This is a genomic window from Ruegeria sp. AWH4_226 (genome assembly GCF_056159225.1).
Map to the genome: position 1 here is coordinate 1,784,827 of NZ_JBSWUU010000001.1, position 14,284 is coordinate 1,799,110.

Here is a 14,284-nt window from a genome sequence, read left to right on the forward strand (position 1 = left end):
ATTCAGCTTTTCGGCGCAAGCAGCTTCAGCGCAGCCCGGATTAGATCGGCCTCACCCGCATCGGGCTGGCTGGCCGCTGCTTCGGCCACTGCAGAGGCCGCATCTGAAGGTCCGTAACCCAAATTGCCAAGCGCCGAAAGCGCCCCGGCCGAGGCCGCCGCAGCGCCCGAAACCGCCTTCGCCGCTCGCTTTGGCGCGGCGGTTGGTTCGGTCAGGTCGACAACATCCAGCTCTGGCCCCTCCATCGCCTCAGTCACAGTCCCACCCATTGCCATTACACCCGGGGCTTTGTCCTTAAGGTCCAGTACAATCCGTTGCGCCGTCTTGGGCCCGACCCCCTTGGCCGCCTTGACGGCACCCCAGTCGCCCAGCGCGATGGCCCGGCTTACCCCATCCGGCCCAAGCGCCGACAGGATGGCCAGTGATACTTTGGCCCCGACGCCCTGAACCGAGCATAGCAGCCGGTGCCATTCTTTCTCTACCAGCGACAGGAAGCCGTAAAGCTGCATCAGATCCTCGCGCACGACCATATCGGTGTAGATCGATACAGCCTCACCCACACCCGGCAAGGCCGCCATCGTCCGGTCCGAGCAATAGACGATATAGCCGACACCGCGCACATCGATCAGCACGTGATCCGCTGCGCGGTAATCCAGCCGTCCCGTCAATTTCCCGATCATGCCTTTACCTCTTTGATCCGCGCCTGTGGCGCTGCACCGTAATAAGAATGACAGATGGCAATCGCCAGTGCATCCGCAGCGTCCGCCCCTTTGGGTTGGCAACCCGGCAATTGCAGTTTGACCATGTGAAGAACCTGCTCTTTTTCGGCGTGACCGACGCCCACAACCGTCTTCTTTACCCGATTGGGGGCATACTCACCCACTGGCAAACCTGCCTTGGCCAAGGTGAGCAACGCCACGCCCCGCGCCTGACCCAGCTTTAGCGTACCCGCGCCATCCTTGTTCACAAAGGTCTGTTCGATAGCCGCCTGATCCGGTCGATGCTCGGCAATGACCTCGATAATTTGGTTATGCAGGGACAGCAATCGCTCGCCCAGATCGTCACCATCCGATTTGCACAAGCCGTTGGCAACATGACTCAGACGGCTGCCGTGCGATTCGATGACGCCCCACCCCAGGGTTCTAAGCCCCGGATCAATGCCCAGAATTCGCATGTTATGCCTCGGTCTGCTCGGGTTTTTGTGACCTTTGTTTCCGGATAGCACGAAGCATGAACATTTTCCAAGCAATTTGACTCGTTATCCGAAAACGACACGCTTGTCTCACCAACGACAGAACGGCCTGTTTGCGACAGCGAAAAGTCTGAAATCGACACGATTTATGAAGGCAAAATGACCAATAAATTAAGGGAAATTAGAGAAAATCGGGCATTGCAAAAACTGCATAGGACACATGCAATTTTTGCACTTGCTAAGCGATTTTGACGACACTAGATGCCGCTCAGATTGGACGGTTAAGACCTAAACTTAAGACAGAAGGAAACAGGATATGGCTGCACTGGACACTACCCGCGCCACCACTGGCTCGTTCGGCCTCGTTGGCCGTATCGGCGCAACATTTGCATCGGTTGTTAACGCCGTTGTCGAATGGAATGACGCCCGTGTGACCCGCAACACGCTAAGCGGTCTGACGGATCGCGAGCTGGACGATATCGGCCTTTGCCGTGGCGATATTGACGTCGTGGCTGAGGGTCGCCGCTAAGACGAATTTACCACTCTCTCGCTCCACAAGGGGCGAAACAGAACGCCGCGCATCCCGCAATGCGCGGCGTTTTTTGCGAAAGCCGTTGAGGCTTAGTTTATGAAACTGTTGATCTGCGTTGCAAGGAACGCTGACACAGGATCGATTTGCATCACCCAGGCACCGGCTTTTTCAACAGGCGTTCCCAATGCCAGGTTATCAACGCGATACTGATAGGCCGATGAGCCCAAGCTGCTCATCAAAAAGACTTTGAACGCGAACAATCCCGCAAGACAGATCAAAAGCAACTTTGCCGGAACAGCCGAACGGACCCGCTGCGGTTTCATCACGACAAGACCATCTTTGCGCATCGTGGCGCGATAGCCCCGGCTGAGCTTTGCGTGTTTCTTGTTCAGGCGATGAATGCGCCGATCAAATTCCAGTTGTTTTCCCGTCATGGCAGCCTCCAAAAAACCGCCCCCGTAACCACGTAAAGACGGTAGTTACAGATTGCGACAAAATAGAGGCAAGAATCCACGAAACTCCTGCAAATGGTCTAATTTAAGCCCTGTTTGCTTAATATCAGCGTTGTCCACTCACCAATCTTATCGTTTTTAATAAGATTGAACCCATTTTGAAGATAAACCGATATCACGTCATCGGCCTGTTCGTTGAGGATTCCCGACAAGATCGCGTATCCACCGCCCCTCAGATTCGCTGCGATTTCGGGGGACAATGCGACAAGAGGACCTTTTAGAATGTTCGCAAAAATCAAATCGTAAGGCGCACGCGCCTGCAAGTCTGGATGGTCGAAACCAGCAGCTTCTACGCAGTGGACCTGTCCGGCCATGTCATTGGCCTTGAGGTTAGCCTCCGCCACATCCACGGCGACCTGATCGATGTCACTTGCGATGATATCGCCATCCCAAACCCGCGCTGCGGCCATGGCCAGAACAGCAGTGCCGCATCCGATATCGGCCACTTTGGTCGCCGAGAACCCCGTATCCAGCAGGTAATCCAGCGCCTTGAGGCATCCCAATGTCGTGCCGTGGTGTCCTGTGCCAAAGGCCATCGCGGCCTCGATCAGCAGCGGGATGCGCCCTTCGGGCAGTTTTTCGGCATCATGGCTTCCGTACACAAAGAACCGCCCCGCCTCGACCGGGGCCAATTCGCGGCGCACATGGGCCACCCAATCGGTCTCGGGCAGTTCCGACACCACAAACGGCTTTGCTTCGAACGCAACAGCCAGAACGGCCAACGCCGCTTCATCCGGAGCCTCTGTGAAATAGCCACCAACTTCCCAAAGGCCCGAGCCATCTTCGACCTCGAAAACGCCGACACCCGTGGGTTCGGGGTTCAGACGCTCCATCGCTTCACCCAAACTGTCGGCGGCTTTCTTGCCTTTCAGCGTCGTAAGCGCGGTGAATGTGGGCATTTCGGCCTCCTGTCTCAGTTGAGACAGCGCCTAGGATGTGTGCCAGCCAAGGTCAAGCTCTGCCCGCTATTCCGCCGGGGCCGGTGCGTATTTTGACAGAATTGTTTCATTGCCCGGCTCGGGGTGACGTGGAATTAACATCGACAGCAGTAACGACACGATGGCCATCGCCGCAGCCAAGCCAAAAACCGCACCGGGGGACACGACCCAAAGCAGGCCGAGCAAGGCAGGCAAAAACACCGCAGCAATGTGATTGATGGTAAATGCCACGGCCGCTGTGGGCGCAATATCTGCGGGATCCGCGATTTTCTGGAAATAGGTTTTCAAAGCCAATGCCAGCGCGAACAGAACGTGGTCGATCACGTATAGGATCGCCGCCAGCACTACGCCCCAGCCGAACCAGTAGATGCCACCATAGGCCGCGAAGACGATCGCAAGGCCAGTATATTCAAATATAAGCGTTCGGCGTTCACCAAACATGGCAACAGCTTTGCCCAACAAAGGTGCGGCGGCCATGTTGATCATGAGGTTGATCAGGTAAAGGCTAGTCAACTCATGGACCTGAAAGCCGAATTTCTCGACCATCATGAAGCCCGCGAAAACAACGAAGATCTGGCGCCGGGCTCCGGCCATAAACTGCAGCGCGTAATACAACCAATACCGTTTGCGCAGGATGAGTTTCTTAGTCTGCGGCGTCGGCGCATTAAACTGCGGATAGGCGAACAGACAAAACAGAGCGAGCAGGGTAGTCACCCCTCCGGCAGCCATGAAAACGACATTGTACGACAGGTCGAACCGGTCCCAGGTCAGCACGATCAAGCCATAAACCACAGCCGTCGCCGCCGATCCCATGGCCACCAGCCACCCAAGTATCTGTGGGGCACGGTCTTTTGGCAGCCATTGCAACTGCAGCGATTGGTTTACCGTCTCGTAGTAGTGAAAACCGATCGAACTGAACAGCGTGACGAACAGCAATCCACCAAGGCTAGGGAACCACGCAGTCACTGCCGTCGCCACCCCAAGCATCATCAGCGAAATCATCGCCAGAACCTGCTCGCGGACGAAGATGATCACGGCGATCACGCCAACGGCCAGAAATCCGGGGATCTCACGAACCGTATGCAGCAGGCCGATATCCGCGCCGTCAAAATTCGCCACCTCGATCACAAAGTTGTTCAGCAGGGCGCTCCACCCATTGAACGCGATGGGCATGGTCAATGCCATCATGAACAACAACGTCACAGGACGTCGCCAGAACGGCAGGCTCTGCGCCTCAGAGAGTGGCATGGGTTTAAACATGCACCCCCTCTACGCCCATTTTTTCAGTTTGGCGAGAAGGAAGCCGCGCACAAGCGCCCTGCATTGGCGCAGGGTCAGTAAAAACTCTGTGGGTCGATGTCCACGGTCAGGCGTATGTCACCTTTCAGGCGTAGCGGATTGATCCAGCGTGTGATCGCGTCTTGAATAGGTGCTCCCTTGGGTGCCTTGACCAACAAACGCACACGATGCCGGCCACGAATACGCGCAATTGGGGCAGGAGCAGGTCCAAAGACTTGCGCTCCGATTTCGCGCAGGGGCGCATCGTTTCGGGCCAAGGTGTTGCCGATGTCAAAGACCGGTCCGACCTCTGGCCCGGACAGTACGATCCCGGCCATTCGTCCGTAAGGCGGTACGCCTGCAGCTTGTCGTCCAGCGGCCTCGGTTTTCCAAAACCCTTCTTCATCACCCGACAAAATGGCCCGGATCACAGGGTGTTCCGGCTGAAACGTCTGCAATAAAGCCTGCCCTGGCTTGTCTGCCCGGCCAGCCCGCCCCGCAACTTGCCGCATCAGTTGGAATGTCCGCTCAGCCGCGCGTAAGTCGGCCCCGTGAAGGCTGAGATCCGCGTCAATAACACCCACCAGTGTCAGCTTGGGAAAATTGTGCCCCTTGGCCACAAGTTGCGTACCGATGATAATATCCGCATCGCCCTGGGCAATTTCTTCGATCTTGGCTTTCAGCGCGCGCGCAGATCCAAACAGATCAGAGCTCAGCATCGCGATTTTCGCATCGGGAAAGGTTGCCTCAGCCTCTTCTGCCAACCGCTCGATCCCGGGCCCGATCGGAGCCAGTTTGCCCTCGACCCCGCAAGAGGGACACACATCGGGCATCGGTTTGGTTTCTCCGCATTGATGGCACATCAGACGTTTAAGAAACCGATGTTCAACCATTCGGGCATCGCAATGGTCGCAGGCGATCTGCTCACCGCATGCCCGGCACAGCGTCACGGGCGCATAGCCACGTCGGTTTATAAATAGCAGCGACTGCTCACCCTTTTCGATCCGCTGCAGAACCGCCTGCCGCAGGGACGGTGAAATCCACGTTCCAGGCTGCATTTGCTCGGCCCGCATGTCTATGGCGTTCATCTCGGGCAGCACTGCCGCACCAAACCGCGAGGTCAAGTCAATACGGTCATACTTTCCGGCTTCGGCATTGGCCCAGCTTTCAAGCGATGGCGTTGCACTGGCAAGGATCACCCGCGCGCCGCAAATGGCAGAACGCAGAACCGCCATATCACGGGCGCTGTAATGCACCCCGTCTTCCTGTTTGTACGAGGTATCATGTTCCTCATCGACAACGACAAGGCCAAGATCGCGAAACGGAAGGAACAAGGCCGACCGCGCTCCTACCACCAGTTGTGCATCACCCTGCCCGACCATACGCCAGACCCGACGGCGTTCGGTCATGGTTGCGCCTGAATGCCACTCGGCCGGGCGCGCACCAAATCTTGCCTCGACGCGCGTCAGGAATTCCGCAGTCAGCGCAATTTCCGGCAACAAAACCAGCGCCTGCCGCCCCATGCGCAGCGCTTCGGCCACGGCCTCAAGGTACACTTCGGTCTTGCCTGATCCGGTCACGCCTTTCAGCAGTGTTGTGCCGTAATCGCCGGTCCGCTGGCCTGCCTGCAGTTTGGCAACTGCCTCTGCCTGATCCCCGGTCAACGCCTTACCCGGCAAATCCGGGTCCAGATGCGGATAGGGCAGATCGCGGGGGCTGTCCTCTTCGCGCACGGCCCCCTGCTTGACCAGCCCTTTCACAACCGAAGACGTCACCCCCGCCTGTTCGGCCAATTCCTTCAGCGTGAACGCCAGCCCGCCGTAGTCCTGCAACACCCCAAGCACGCGGGTCCGCGCGTCGGTCATCCGATCCGGCTGAGCCTGCCCCAACCGGTAAATTTTCCGCATCGATGGCGGGTCACCCAGACCCGGCGCCCGCGTCGCCAAACGCAACATTGCAGGCATTGGCGTCAGCGTGTAATCCGCAACTTTCCCCAGGAAAACCCGCATCTCTTCGCGCATCGGCGCGACCTCAAGCACCCGGATCACCGAACGCGCCTTGGCCAGGTCAAAGCCACCCTGCCCCGGCCCCCAGACCACGCCCAGCACCTTGCGCGGCCCCAATGGCACCTCGACAAAGGCACCCAGGAAACAACCACCCTCGGGCGATTTGTAATCCAGCGTCCGGTCCAGCGGCTGCGTTGTCAGCACCGCCACCAGTTCTCCGTGGTCGAAATACTCCTGAGTGCTCACCGCATATCCTAGGCAAGGGGGTTTCAGCATGTCTTCCTTTGGGGTAAAGCCATCCGCGACCAAGGCCAACCCATCAAAGGACTGCCCTCATGAAATTCTTCGTAGACACAGCCGAGATCGACGCCATCGCTGAACTGAACGACCTGGGAATGGTGGACGGCGTGACCACTAACCCTTCGCTGATCCTGAAATCAGGCCGCGATATTCTGGAAGTGACCAAAGAGATCTGTGATCTCGTCGACGGCCCCGTTTCCGCCGAAGTAGTCGCGACCGAGGCCGAGGACATGATCGCCGAAGGCCGCAAGCTGGCCAAAATCGCGCCAAATATAGCCGTAAAAGTGCCGCTGACCTGGGCTGGTCTGAAAACCTGTAAGACCCTCAGCGACGAAGGTCAGATGGTCAATGTCACGCTGTGCTTTTCGGTCAACCAGGCGATTCTGGCAGCCAAGGCGGGCGCAACTTTCATCTCGCCCTTCATAGGTCGTTTGGACGATATCAACCTCGACGGCATGGAACTGATCGCGGACATCCGACAGGTCTATGACAACTACGGGTTTGAAACCGAAATCCTCGCAGCATCAATCCGCACTGTGAATCATGTGACGGACAGCGCACGCATTGGTGCGGACGTGATCACCGCCCCGCCGGGTGTCATCAAAAAACTGGCTGACCACCCGCTGACGGATAAGGGTTTGGAAAGCTTTCTGTCTGATTGGGCAAAGACCGGTCAGAAAATCCTCTGATTTTTGGCGCGGCCGCGCGGCGCTGTCAGGCGCCGCGCCGGGCCCAACTGCAAAACCTGATCTTTTGATCAGGATTTTGCAGGCGGGAGCCTTGGCAACACATACCAGCTTAAAATCCGATTTTGCCTGCATTTTTTCCAAGGCAAAATCGACATCTCATGTTATAAACCTGCCAACAAAAAAAGACCGGACGGGACATGAGCAGCAACACAAAACTCAAGGACAATCTCCGCGCCGCGATTCTGGCCGAGCCGGACGCCGTGCTGGACGACAAGGATTTGATGCAGGCACTGGTGGCCGCAAACGAACACGCACGCGGTGCCAACGTTATCGACTTGCGGGGCATCGCCATGCAGCGGCTTGAGGCGCGACTGGATCGGCTTGAAGACACGCACCGCTCAGTCATTGCTGCAGCGTATGAAAATCTGGCCGGTACCAACCAAGTACAGCGCGCCATTCTGCGCCTGCTGGAGCCGGTAGAGTTCGAAGACTTCCTGCAGACGCTTGGCAATGGCGTAGCCGAGATACTGCGCGTTGACCAAATCACGTTGGTTCTGGAATCCACGGTTATTCAGGAAGACCCGGCAATCGAAAAACTGGGTGGCGTTCTGAACGTGGTCGAACCCGGTGTGATCGACACTTATCTCAGCAAGGATCGCGGCGGTCCTGTGCGTGACGTCGTTCTGCGTCAAGTGCAACAACCCAGCCCTCGGATTTTTGGCCTCAATGCCAGCCAAATCAAGTCTGAAGCCTGCCTGAAGCTTGATCTGGGTGAGGGTCGCCTACCCGGCATGATCGCAATGGGCGCCAAGGATGCCAACCACTTCACCCCGCAACTTGGTACTGATCTTCTGTCGTTCTTTGCTGGCGTGTTTGAACGGTCGATGCGCCACTGGCTGTCGTGAGCCTGATTTCACCAGCTTGCCGTGATGCGTTACAGCTGTGGCTGGACAGCTTGGGCGCCTTGGCCGGGCGGTCGAAAAACACGAAGACCGCATATAACGGTGACGTGACAGAATTTCTAGCGTTCATGACCCTGCATCACAGCGATCGGCAGGGCCTTGCGGCGCTGGCACGGATCACCGTGTCAGACATGCGTGCGTGGATGGCGGATCAGCGGGCCTCAGGGGTTGGTGCTCGTTCACTGGCGCGCAAACTCTCGGCGGTGAAAAGCTTCTACCGCTGGCTGTCCGAGCGTGAAGGGTTTGAGCCCACCGCCGTCCTGTCGACCCGCGCACCAAAGTTCACCAGGAAACTGCCGCGACCGTTGGCCGAAGATGCCGCTCGCGCCATGATCGAAACGGTCGAGGTGCAATCGGCAAACGATTGGATTTCGGCCCGCGATGTTGCCGTTGTCACGCTTCTTTACGGCTGCGGGCTGCGCATCTCCGAGGCGCTTTCCCTGACCGGGACCGACGCACCATTGCCTGAAACCTTGCGCATTGTTGGTAAAGGCAACAAAGAACGGATCGTCCCTGTCCTGCCCGCTGCACGCGCGGCAGTGGACCGGTACCTGAAGCTGTGCCCTTACACGCAAACCGCTGACAAAGCACTGTTTCGCGGCGTGCGCGGTGGTCCGTTGAACCCACGTGCTATCCAAGGGGTTATGGCAAAAGCGCGGATGCAACTTGGTCTGCCCGCAACGGCTACCCCGCACGCCTTGAGGCACAGTTTTGCCACGCATCTTTTATCTGCTGGCGGTGATCTGCGTGCCATTCAGGAATTGCTGGGCCATGCGTCGTTGTCCACAACCCAGACCTATACCGCAGTCGACACCGCACGGTTGATGGATGTTTACAACCGCGCGCACCCAAAGGCCTGAGTTTTCAAGCAGGTCCCTGAAAAAAGCCGCCGCCTAAATCGCGCGATTTTGCCCTGAAACGCCAAGGTAACAGCCAGACAACCAAGTTTGAGTGACCAATTTTCACACCTGTTCTTATAAGGCTGGCAATCTGGGGCTTTTTGCTTTGCATCTGCTTCACGCATCGTCCATGACACCCCCATGACACTCAGATTCAAAGCACTTTCCGTCCATCTCTTCACGGCGACAGGCGCCGTTTTTGCAATGTTGGCCATGCTGGCCGCTGTCGATGAAAAATGGAGCCTGATGTACCTGTGGCTGGTGGTTTCATTCGTCGTTGACGGCATCGATGGCCCGCTTGCGCGACACTACCATGTCAAGAAAAACGCGCCGGAATTCGACGGAGAGCTTCTGGACCTGATAATCGATTATCTGACCTACGTGTTTATCCCAGCGTTTGCGCTGTTCAAATCGGGATTGATGGATGGCTGGACTGGATGGGTCGCCATCATCGTCATCACCTTTGCCAGCGCCATGTACTTCGCCGACACCCGGATGAAAACAAAGGATAAGTCCTTTTCCGGGTTTCCCGGGTGCTGGAATATGGTCGTCATCGTGATTTTCGCGCTGGAACCTAATTTCTGGGTCATATTGCTGCTGGTTTCACTGCTATCGCTGGCGATGTTCCTGCCGTTGAAGTTCATCCACCCGGTACGAACCAAAAGATGGCGCAACGTATCGCTGCCCATTGCCTTCGCGTGGACGTTCTTTGCAGGTTGGGCGGCTTGGGTTGATTTCCACCCGGAAAGCTGGGCCCATTGGGGTTTGGTGATTACCAGCCTTTATCTGGTTTTCGCAGGGATTGCGCAGCAAATCATTCCACAACGCAAGAGCGCGGACTACAGAACCTCCTGAACCTCGAACTCGCTGCCGTTATGAGTAAAAACCTCGCCCTCTTGCAGACCGGCCATGGCCAGATAAATTGGGCTTTGGGTTGAAATTCCCATATAGGTTTTTCCATCCACATCAAATCGCGTGGTTGAAACGCAAACAACAAAGCGCCGGTTGTTGAACTTGACCACCGCGCCGGGCTGCACGGTATCCGTTATGCTGAAATCTGTGTTTTCGATGACGTCGATCTTGGCGTGATGTGCGTGAACAGGTGCGTCGAAAGCCGCCGCCAAATCCGCATTCTCGCGCGAAGCGGCGATGTCGTCCTTGTCATGCCCTTCCCGGTCATCTAACTGAGAGTCTTTGAGAAATGCGTCGTAGTGGGCCTGCGCAGTCGCCAGTTCCTGCGCTTCCAATGACATCAATCGGTCGATGATGGCCTTTTTGCGGGCAGCCGGGTCTGATTGGGCGGTCATTCAATACGATCCTTTGAATTCTGCATCAGAGACAGGTTGAGCCTCAACCAGCTTGATTGCAACAGAAATCCGTCTTTTCAGATCAACAGGCCAGCCGCCTGTTCATGACGCAGCAGGGCAACCTTGGTTTCGATCCCGCCGTCACCGGAAAAGCCGCCAAGCCCGTTGGCGGCCAACACGCGATGGCACGGGATAATCACCGGGATTGGATTTGCCCCGCAAGCCTGCCCCACAGGTTGCGCCGGCTGACCAAGCTCTTTGGCGATATCACCGTAGGTGCGGGTATAGCCCTTTGGAATAGCATACATCAGGTCGCAGACTTGTTGCTGAAACGCTGATCCGGCGACATGATACGGCAGATCGAACTTGTCCAGCCGCCCCTGATCATAAGCCATCAACTGCGCCGCGGCTTCTTGCAGCAAATGTGTTTCCGGCCCCTCGTTCCGGCCGCCCCATACAAGGCGTGTGATTGCGCCGTCGGTTTCTTCGACCCCAAGGCGACCAAACTGAGTATCAACGGCGATCATCGGCATGAGCGCAACGTTCCAGATCACCACCGTCAACGCAAGCGATGAAAGAAAACCCCCGGCGGCGTGCCAGGGGTTTAAAAGGTTAGCCCAATGCCACATCGCAGCGTTTGCAGACGCCCGCATGTGCATGCAGGCCCACATCGGGCAAAATCTTCCAGCAACGCTGGCATTTTTCGCCCACCGCCTTTTCAAAGACTACTGATACGCCTTCGATTTCCGGAACGCGAAACGCTTCGGCCGGGGCCGGGTCTCCGGTGACGGTCAAACCCGAAGTGATGCACATGTCATCCACGTCGAAGGTTGCCAGCAAGTCGCGCGTGTCGCCTTCCTCAACATGGACGATCGGGGCGGCCTCAAGGCTGGACCCGATGACCTTGTCCTGACGCTGAATCTCAAGCGCAGCGGTAACGACGCGACGGACGCGGCGGACCTTGGCCATGTTGGCTTCAAGGTTGGTATCCCGCCAGTCTGCTGGCGTATCCGGGAAGTCCACCAGATGAACCGAGCTGTCACTGCCTGGAAAACGCTCCAACCAGACCTCTTCCATGGTGAATACCAAGACCGGGGCCAACCATGTCGTCAGTCGGTGGAACAGGATATCGAGAACGGTACGCGCGGATCGGCGGCGCAGGGTGTCACCGTCGCAGTACAATGCATCTTTGCGCACATCGAAGTAGAAGGACGACAGATCGACCGTTGCAAAGGTGAAGATGGCGCTGAACACACCTTGGAAGTCAAACGCAGCATAGCCGTTGCGCACTTGTGCATCCAGATCGGCCAGACGGCTGAGCACCCAGCGCTCAAGGCGCGGCATATCTTCGGGTGCGACGCGGTCCGCTTCGGTGAAATCAGCCAGCGAGCCCAACATGAACCGCATGGTGTTGCGCAGACGGCGATAGCTGTCGGCGGTACCTTTCAGAATCTCAGGCCCGATCCTCTGATCGGTTGTATAGTCGGTTTGTGCCACCCACAGGCGCAGGATGTCCGCACCGTATTGCTTTATCACTTCCTCCGGCACGATGGTATTGCCGATGGACTTTGACATTTTCATGCCCTTTTCATCCAGCGTCATGCCGTGCGTAATAACGTTGCGATACGGCGCACGCCCCTTGGTGCCGCAGGCTTGCAGCATTGAGGAATGGAACCATCCGCGGTGCTGGTCGGTGCCCTCCATATAGACGTCGGCGATACCGTCTTCTGTGCCGTCCTCGCGGTCGCGCAGAACAAAGGCGTGCGTCGAACCCGAGTCAAACCACACGTCCAGCACGTCGAAGACCTGATCGTAATCGTCTGGGTTGGCAATGCCGTCCAACATCTGCTCTTTGAAGCCATCGGTGTACCAGATATCCGCGCCGTCTTTCTCGAAAGCCGCTTTGATACGGGCGTTGAGTGTTTCGTTGCGCAGCAGGTAATCCGCGTCGGTGGGCAAGGCGCCTTTCTTGGTGAAGCAGGTCAGCGGCACGCCCCAAGCGCGCTGGCGGGACAGAACCCAGTCCGGGCGCGCTTCGATCATGGAATACAGGCGGTTACGACCGGTTTTCGGTGTCCATTTCACCAGTTCGTCGATGGACCGCAACGCACGTTCGCGGATGGTATCGCCCATCTCGCCCATGCCGTCGTTCAACTTGCGGTCAACGGATGCAAACCACTGCGGCGTATTGCGATAGATGATCGGAGCTTTCGAGCGCCAGGAATGCGGATAGCTGTGCTTTATCTTGCCACGTGCCAGCAGACCCCCGACCTCGACCAACTTGTCGATGACAGCTTTGTTCGCGTCGCCCTCGCCACCCTTGCGGGACAGGATGTATTTGCCACCAAAGAACGGCAGATCGGCGCGGAACGAGCCATCGTCCATCACGTTATAGGTGATGACCTGTTCCAACATGCCCAGATCGCGGTACAGTTCGAACTCCTCCATCCCGTGCGAGGGCGCACAGTGGACGAACCCGGTCCCTTCGGTGTCGGTCACGAAGTCAGCGGCGCGGAAGTCGCGGATATCGTCCCATTCTCCGTTGCCGCCTTCGGCCCCGGCCAGCGGGTGAGTCAGTTTAACGCCCGCCAGCTCATCGGTGGTCACGTCACGGACGCGGGTCCACTGATCGTCGTTCAGGCGCGCACGGCCCAGAACATCAGCGGCCAGATTGTCCGCCAGCAGGAACCTGTCACCCACATTGGCCCAGCATTCATCCGGCGCGCCGGTGACTTCGTACAGGCCATACGAGATGTCGTTGCCGTACACCACTGCCTTGTTCGACGGCATGGTCCAAGGGGTTGTCGTCCAGATTACAACATAAGATCCGTCAAGATCGCTAAGTGGTTGCACTTGCCCCACTTTGCCCGTGACCTGAGGCGTAGTTTCATTGATCAATACCTTGAACTTCACCCAGATGGTGAAGCTGTCCTTGTCGTGATACTCGACCTCGGCCTCTGCCAGAGCGGTTTTCTCGATGGGCGACCACATCACTGGCTTCGAGCCCTGATAGAGCGTGCCGTTCATCAGGAACTTCATGAACTCGTCCGCGATCACGGCCTCGGCGTGATAGTCCATGGTGATGTAGGGGTCGGCCCAGTTGCCGGTGATTCCCAGACGCTTAAATTCTTCGCGCTGGATGTCGATCCACCCTTCGGCGAACTTGCGGCACTCCTGACGGAAGTCGACGATGTTCACCTCATCCTTGTTCTTGCCTTTCTTGCGGTACTGCTCTTCGATCTTCCATTCGATGGGCAAGCCGTGGCAATCCCAGCCGGGCACGTAACGCGCGTCGAAACCCATCATCTGATGGCTGCGTACGATCATATCCTTGATCGTCTTATTCAGCGCGTGGCCGATATGCAGGTGGCCGTTGGCATAGGGCGGGCCATCGTGCAGGGTAAAGGGCGTACGGCCTTCTTTCTCGCGCAGTCGGTCGTAGACGCCGATGGTCTCCCACCGTTCCAGCCATGCGGGTTCGCGCTTGGGCAATCCGGCGCGCATGGGAAAGTCGGTCTTGGGCAGGTTCAGCGTGTCTTTGTAGTCAGGTGTCTGGATCGTGTCGGCGCACATTGGGGGCGTCCTTTGGATGATCTGGTCGTACTAGGATCGAAGCGGTCGGTGCGAAGTCTCAAACACCTTTGCCCGGCGTCTCAGAGGGTCAGAGCG

At 57.4% G+C, this 14,284-nt stretch carries 14 protein-coding genes; 5 read left to right on the forward strand and 9 right to left on the reverse strand.

The features are described from left to right. Window positions 1-2: 2 nt before the first annotated feature. Window positions 3-680 carry a Holliday junction branch migration protein RuvA gene (ruvA, locus tag ACXAET_RS08680; protein WP_068337662.1) on the reverse strand — a complete coding sequence of 226 codons (678 nt, stop codon included), beginning with the start codon at window positions 678-680 and terminating at the stop codon, window positions 3-5. Beyond that, window positions 677-1,174 (reverse strand): crossover junction endodeoxyribonuclease RuvC, encoded by a 498-nt coding sequence (gene ruvC / locus ACXAET_RS08685; RefSeq protein ID WP_475183777.1) that lies wholly within the window; start codon window positions 1,172-1,174, stop codon window positions 677-679. Before ruvC ends, ruvA begins: the two co-directional genes overlap by 4 nt. A 334-nt stretch (window positions 1,175-1,508) precedes the next feature. Here ruvC and ACXAET_RS08690 point away from each other — a divergent pair, with 334 nt between their 5' ends. Further along, entirely contained in the window at window positions 1,509-1,721 is a 213-nt protein-coding gene (locus ACXAET_RS08690) for a DUF1127 domain-containing protein (protein WP_068337885.1), read from the forward strand. 92 nt (window positions 1,722-1,813) lie between these two features. Here ACXAET_RS08690 and ACXAET_RS08695 read toward each other — a convergent pair whose 3' ends face one another. The 4 genes from ACXAET_RS08695 to ACXAET_RS08710 form a co-directional block, all read right to left on the reverse strand. After that, entirely contained in the window at window positions 1,814-2,158 is a 345-nt protein-coding gene (locus ACXAET_RS08695) for a hypothetical protein (RefSeq protein WP_475183779.1), read from the reverse strand. Window positions 2,159-2,256: 98 nt separating this feature from the next. Continuing rightward, entirely contained in the window at window positions 2,257-3,135 is an 879-nt protein-coding gene (locus ACXAET_RS08700) for a 50S ribosomal protein L11 methyltransferase (RefSeq protein WP_475183780.1), read from the reverse strand. A gap of 66 nt (window positions 3,136-3,201) precedes the next feature. Beyond that, window positions 3,202-4,434 (reverse strand): MFS transporter, encoded by a 1,233-nt coding sequence (locus ACXAET_RS08705; RefSeq protein ID WP_475183782.1) that lies wholly within the window; start codon window positions 4,432-4,434, stop codon window positions 3,202-3,204. Window positions 4,435-4,508: 74 nt separating this feature from the next. Beyond that, window positions 4,509-6,704, reverse strand: a complete 2,196-nt coding sequence (locus ACXAET_RS08710) for a primosomal protein N' (protein WP_475183783.1) — start codon at window positions 6,702-6,704, stop codon at window positions 4,509-4,511. An 89-nt stretch (window positions 6,705-6,793) separates the two neighbouring features. On the opposite strand from ACXAET_RS08710, the gene fsa reads away from it, so the two are divergent. The 4 genes from fsa (at window position 6,794) to ACXAET_RS08730 (ending at window position 10,163) form a co-directional block, all read left to right on the forward strand. Beyond that, on the forward strand, window positions 6,794-7,447 hold the full coding sequence (gene fsa / locus ACXAET_RS08715) for a fructose-6-phosphate aldolase (protein ID WP_475183785.1): 654 nt from the start codon (window positions 6,794-6,796) through the stop codon (window positions 7,445-7,447). Window positions 7,448-7,644: 197 nt separating this feature from the next. Continuing rightward, window positions 7,645-8,352 (forward strand): DUF484 family protein, encoded by a 708-nt coding sequence (locus tag ACXAET_RS08720; protein ID WP_475183786.1) that lies wholly within the window; start codon window positions 7,645-7,647, stop codon window positions 8,350-8,352. Continuing rightward, window positions 8,349-9,269: a tyrosine recombinase XerC gene (locus ACXAET_RS08725; RefSeq protein WP_475183788.1), complete on the forward strand. Its 921-nt coding sequence runs from the start codon at window positions 8,349-8,351 to the stop codon at window positions 9,267-9,269. Before ACXAET_RS08720 ends, ACXAET_RS08725 begins: the two co-directional genes overlap by 4 nt. 180 nt (window positions 9,270-9,449) lie before the next feature. After that, on the forward strand, window positions 9,450-10,163 hold the full coding sequence (locus tag ACXAET_RS08730; protein WP_475183789.1) for a CDP-alcohol phosphatidyltransferase family protein: 714 nt from the start codon (window positions 9,450-9,452) through the stop codon (window positions 10,161-10,163). Here the strand turns inward: ACXAET_RS08730 and ACXAET_RS08735 are convergent. The 3 genes from ACXAET_RS08735 to ileS form a co-directional block, all read right to left on the reverse strand. Then, window positions 10,148-10,615 (reverse strand): hypothetical protein, encoded by a 468-nt coding sequence (locus ACXAET_RS08735; protein WP_475183791.1) that lies wholly within the window; start codon window positions 10,613-10,615, stop codon window positions 10,148-10,150. The genes ACXAET_RS08730 and ACXAET_RS08735 overlap by 16 nt on opposite strands. Before the next feature lie 77 nt (window positions 10,616-10,692). Further along, the gene (locus ACXAET_RS08740) at window positions 10,693-11,148 is read right to left on the reverse strand and encodes a methylated-DNA--[protein]-cysteine S-methyltransferase (protein WP_475183792.1); all 456 of its coding nucleotides are present in this window, start codon (window positions 11,146-11,148) and stop codon (window positions 10,693-10,695) included. Window positions 11,149-11,227: 79 nt separating this feature from the next. Then, window positions 11,228-14,188, reverse strand: coding sequence for an isoleucine--tRNA ligase (gene ileS, locus ACXAET_RS08745; RefSeq protein ID WP_475183794.1), 2,961 nt, complete (start codon window positions 14,186-14,188; stop codon window positions 11,228-11,230). Window positions 14,189-14,284: the final 96 nt, after the last annotated feature.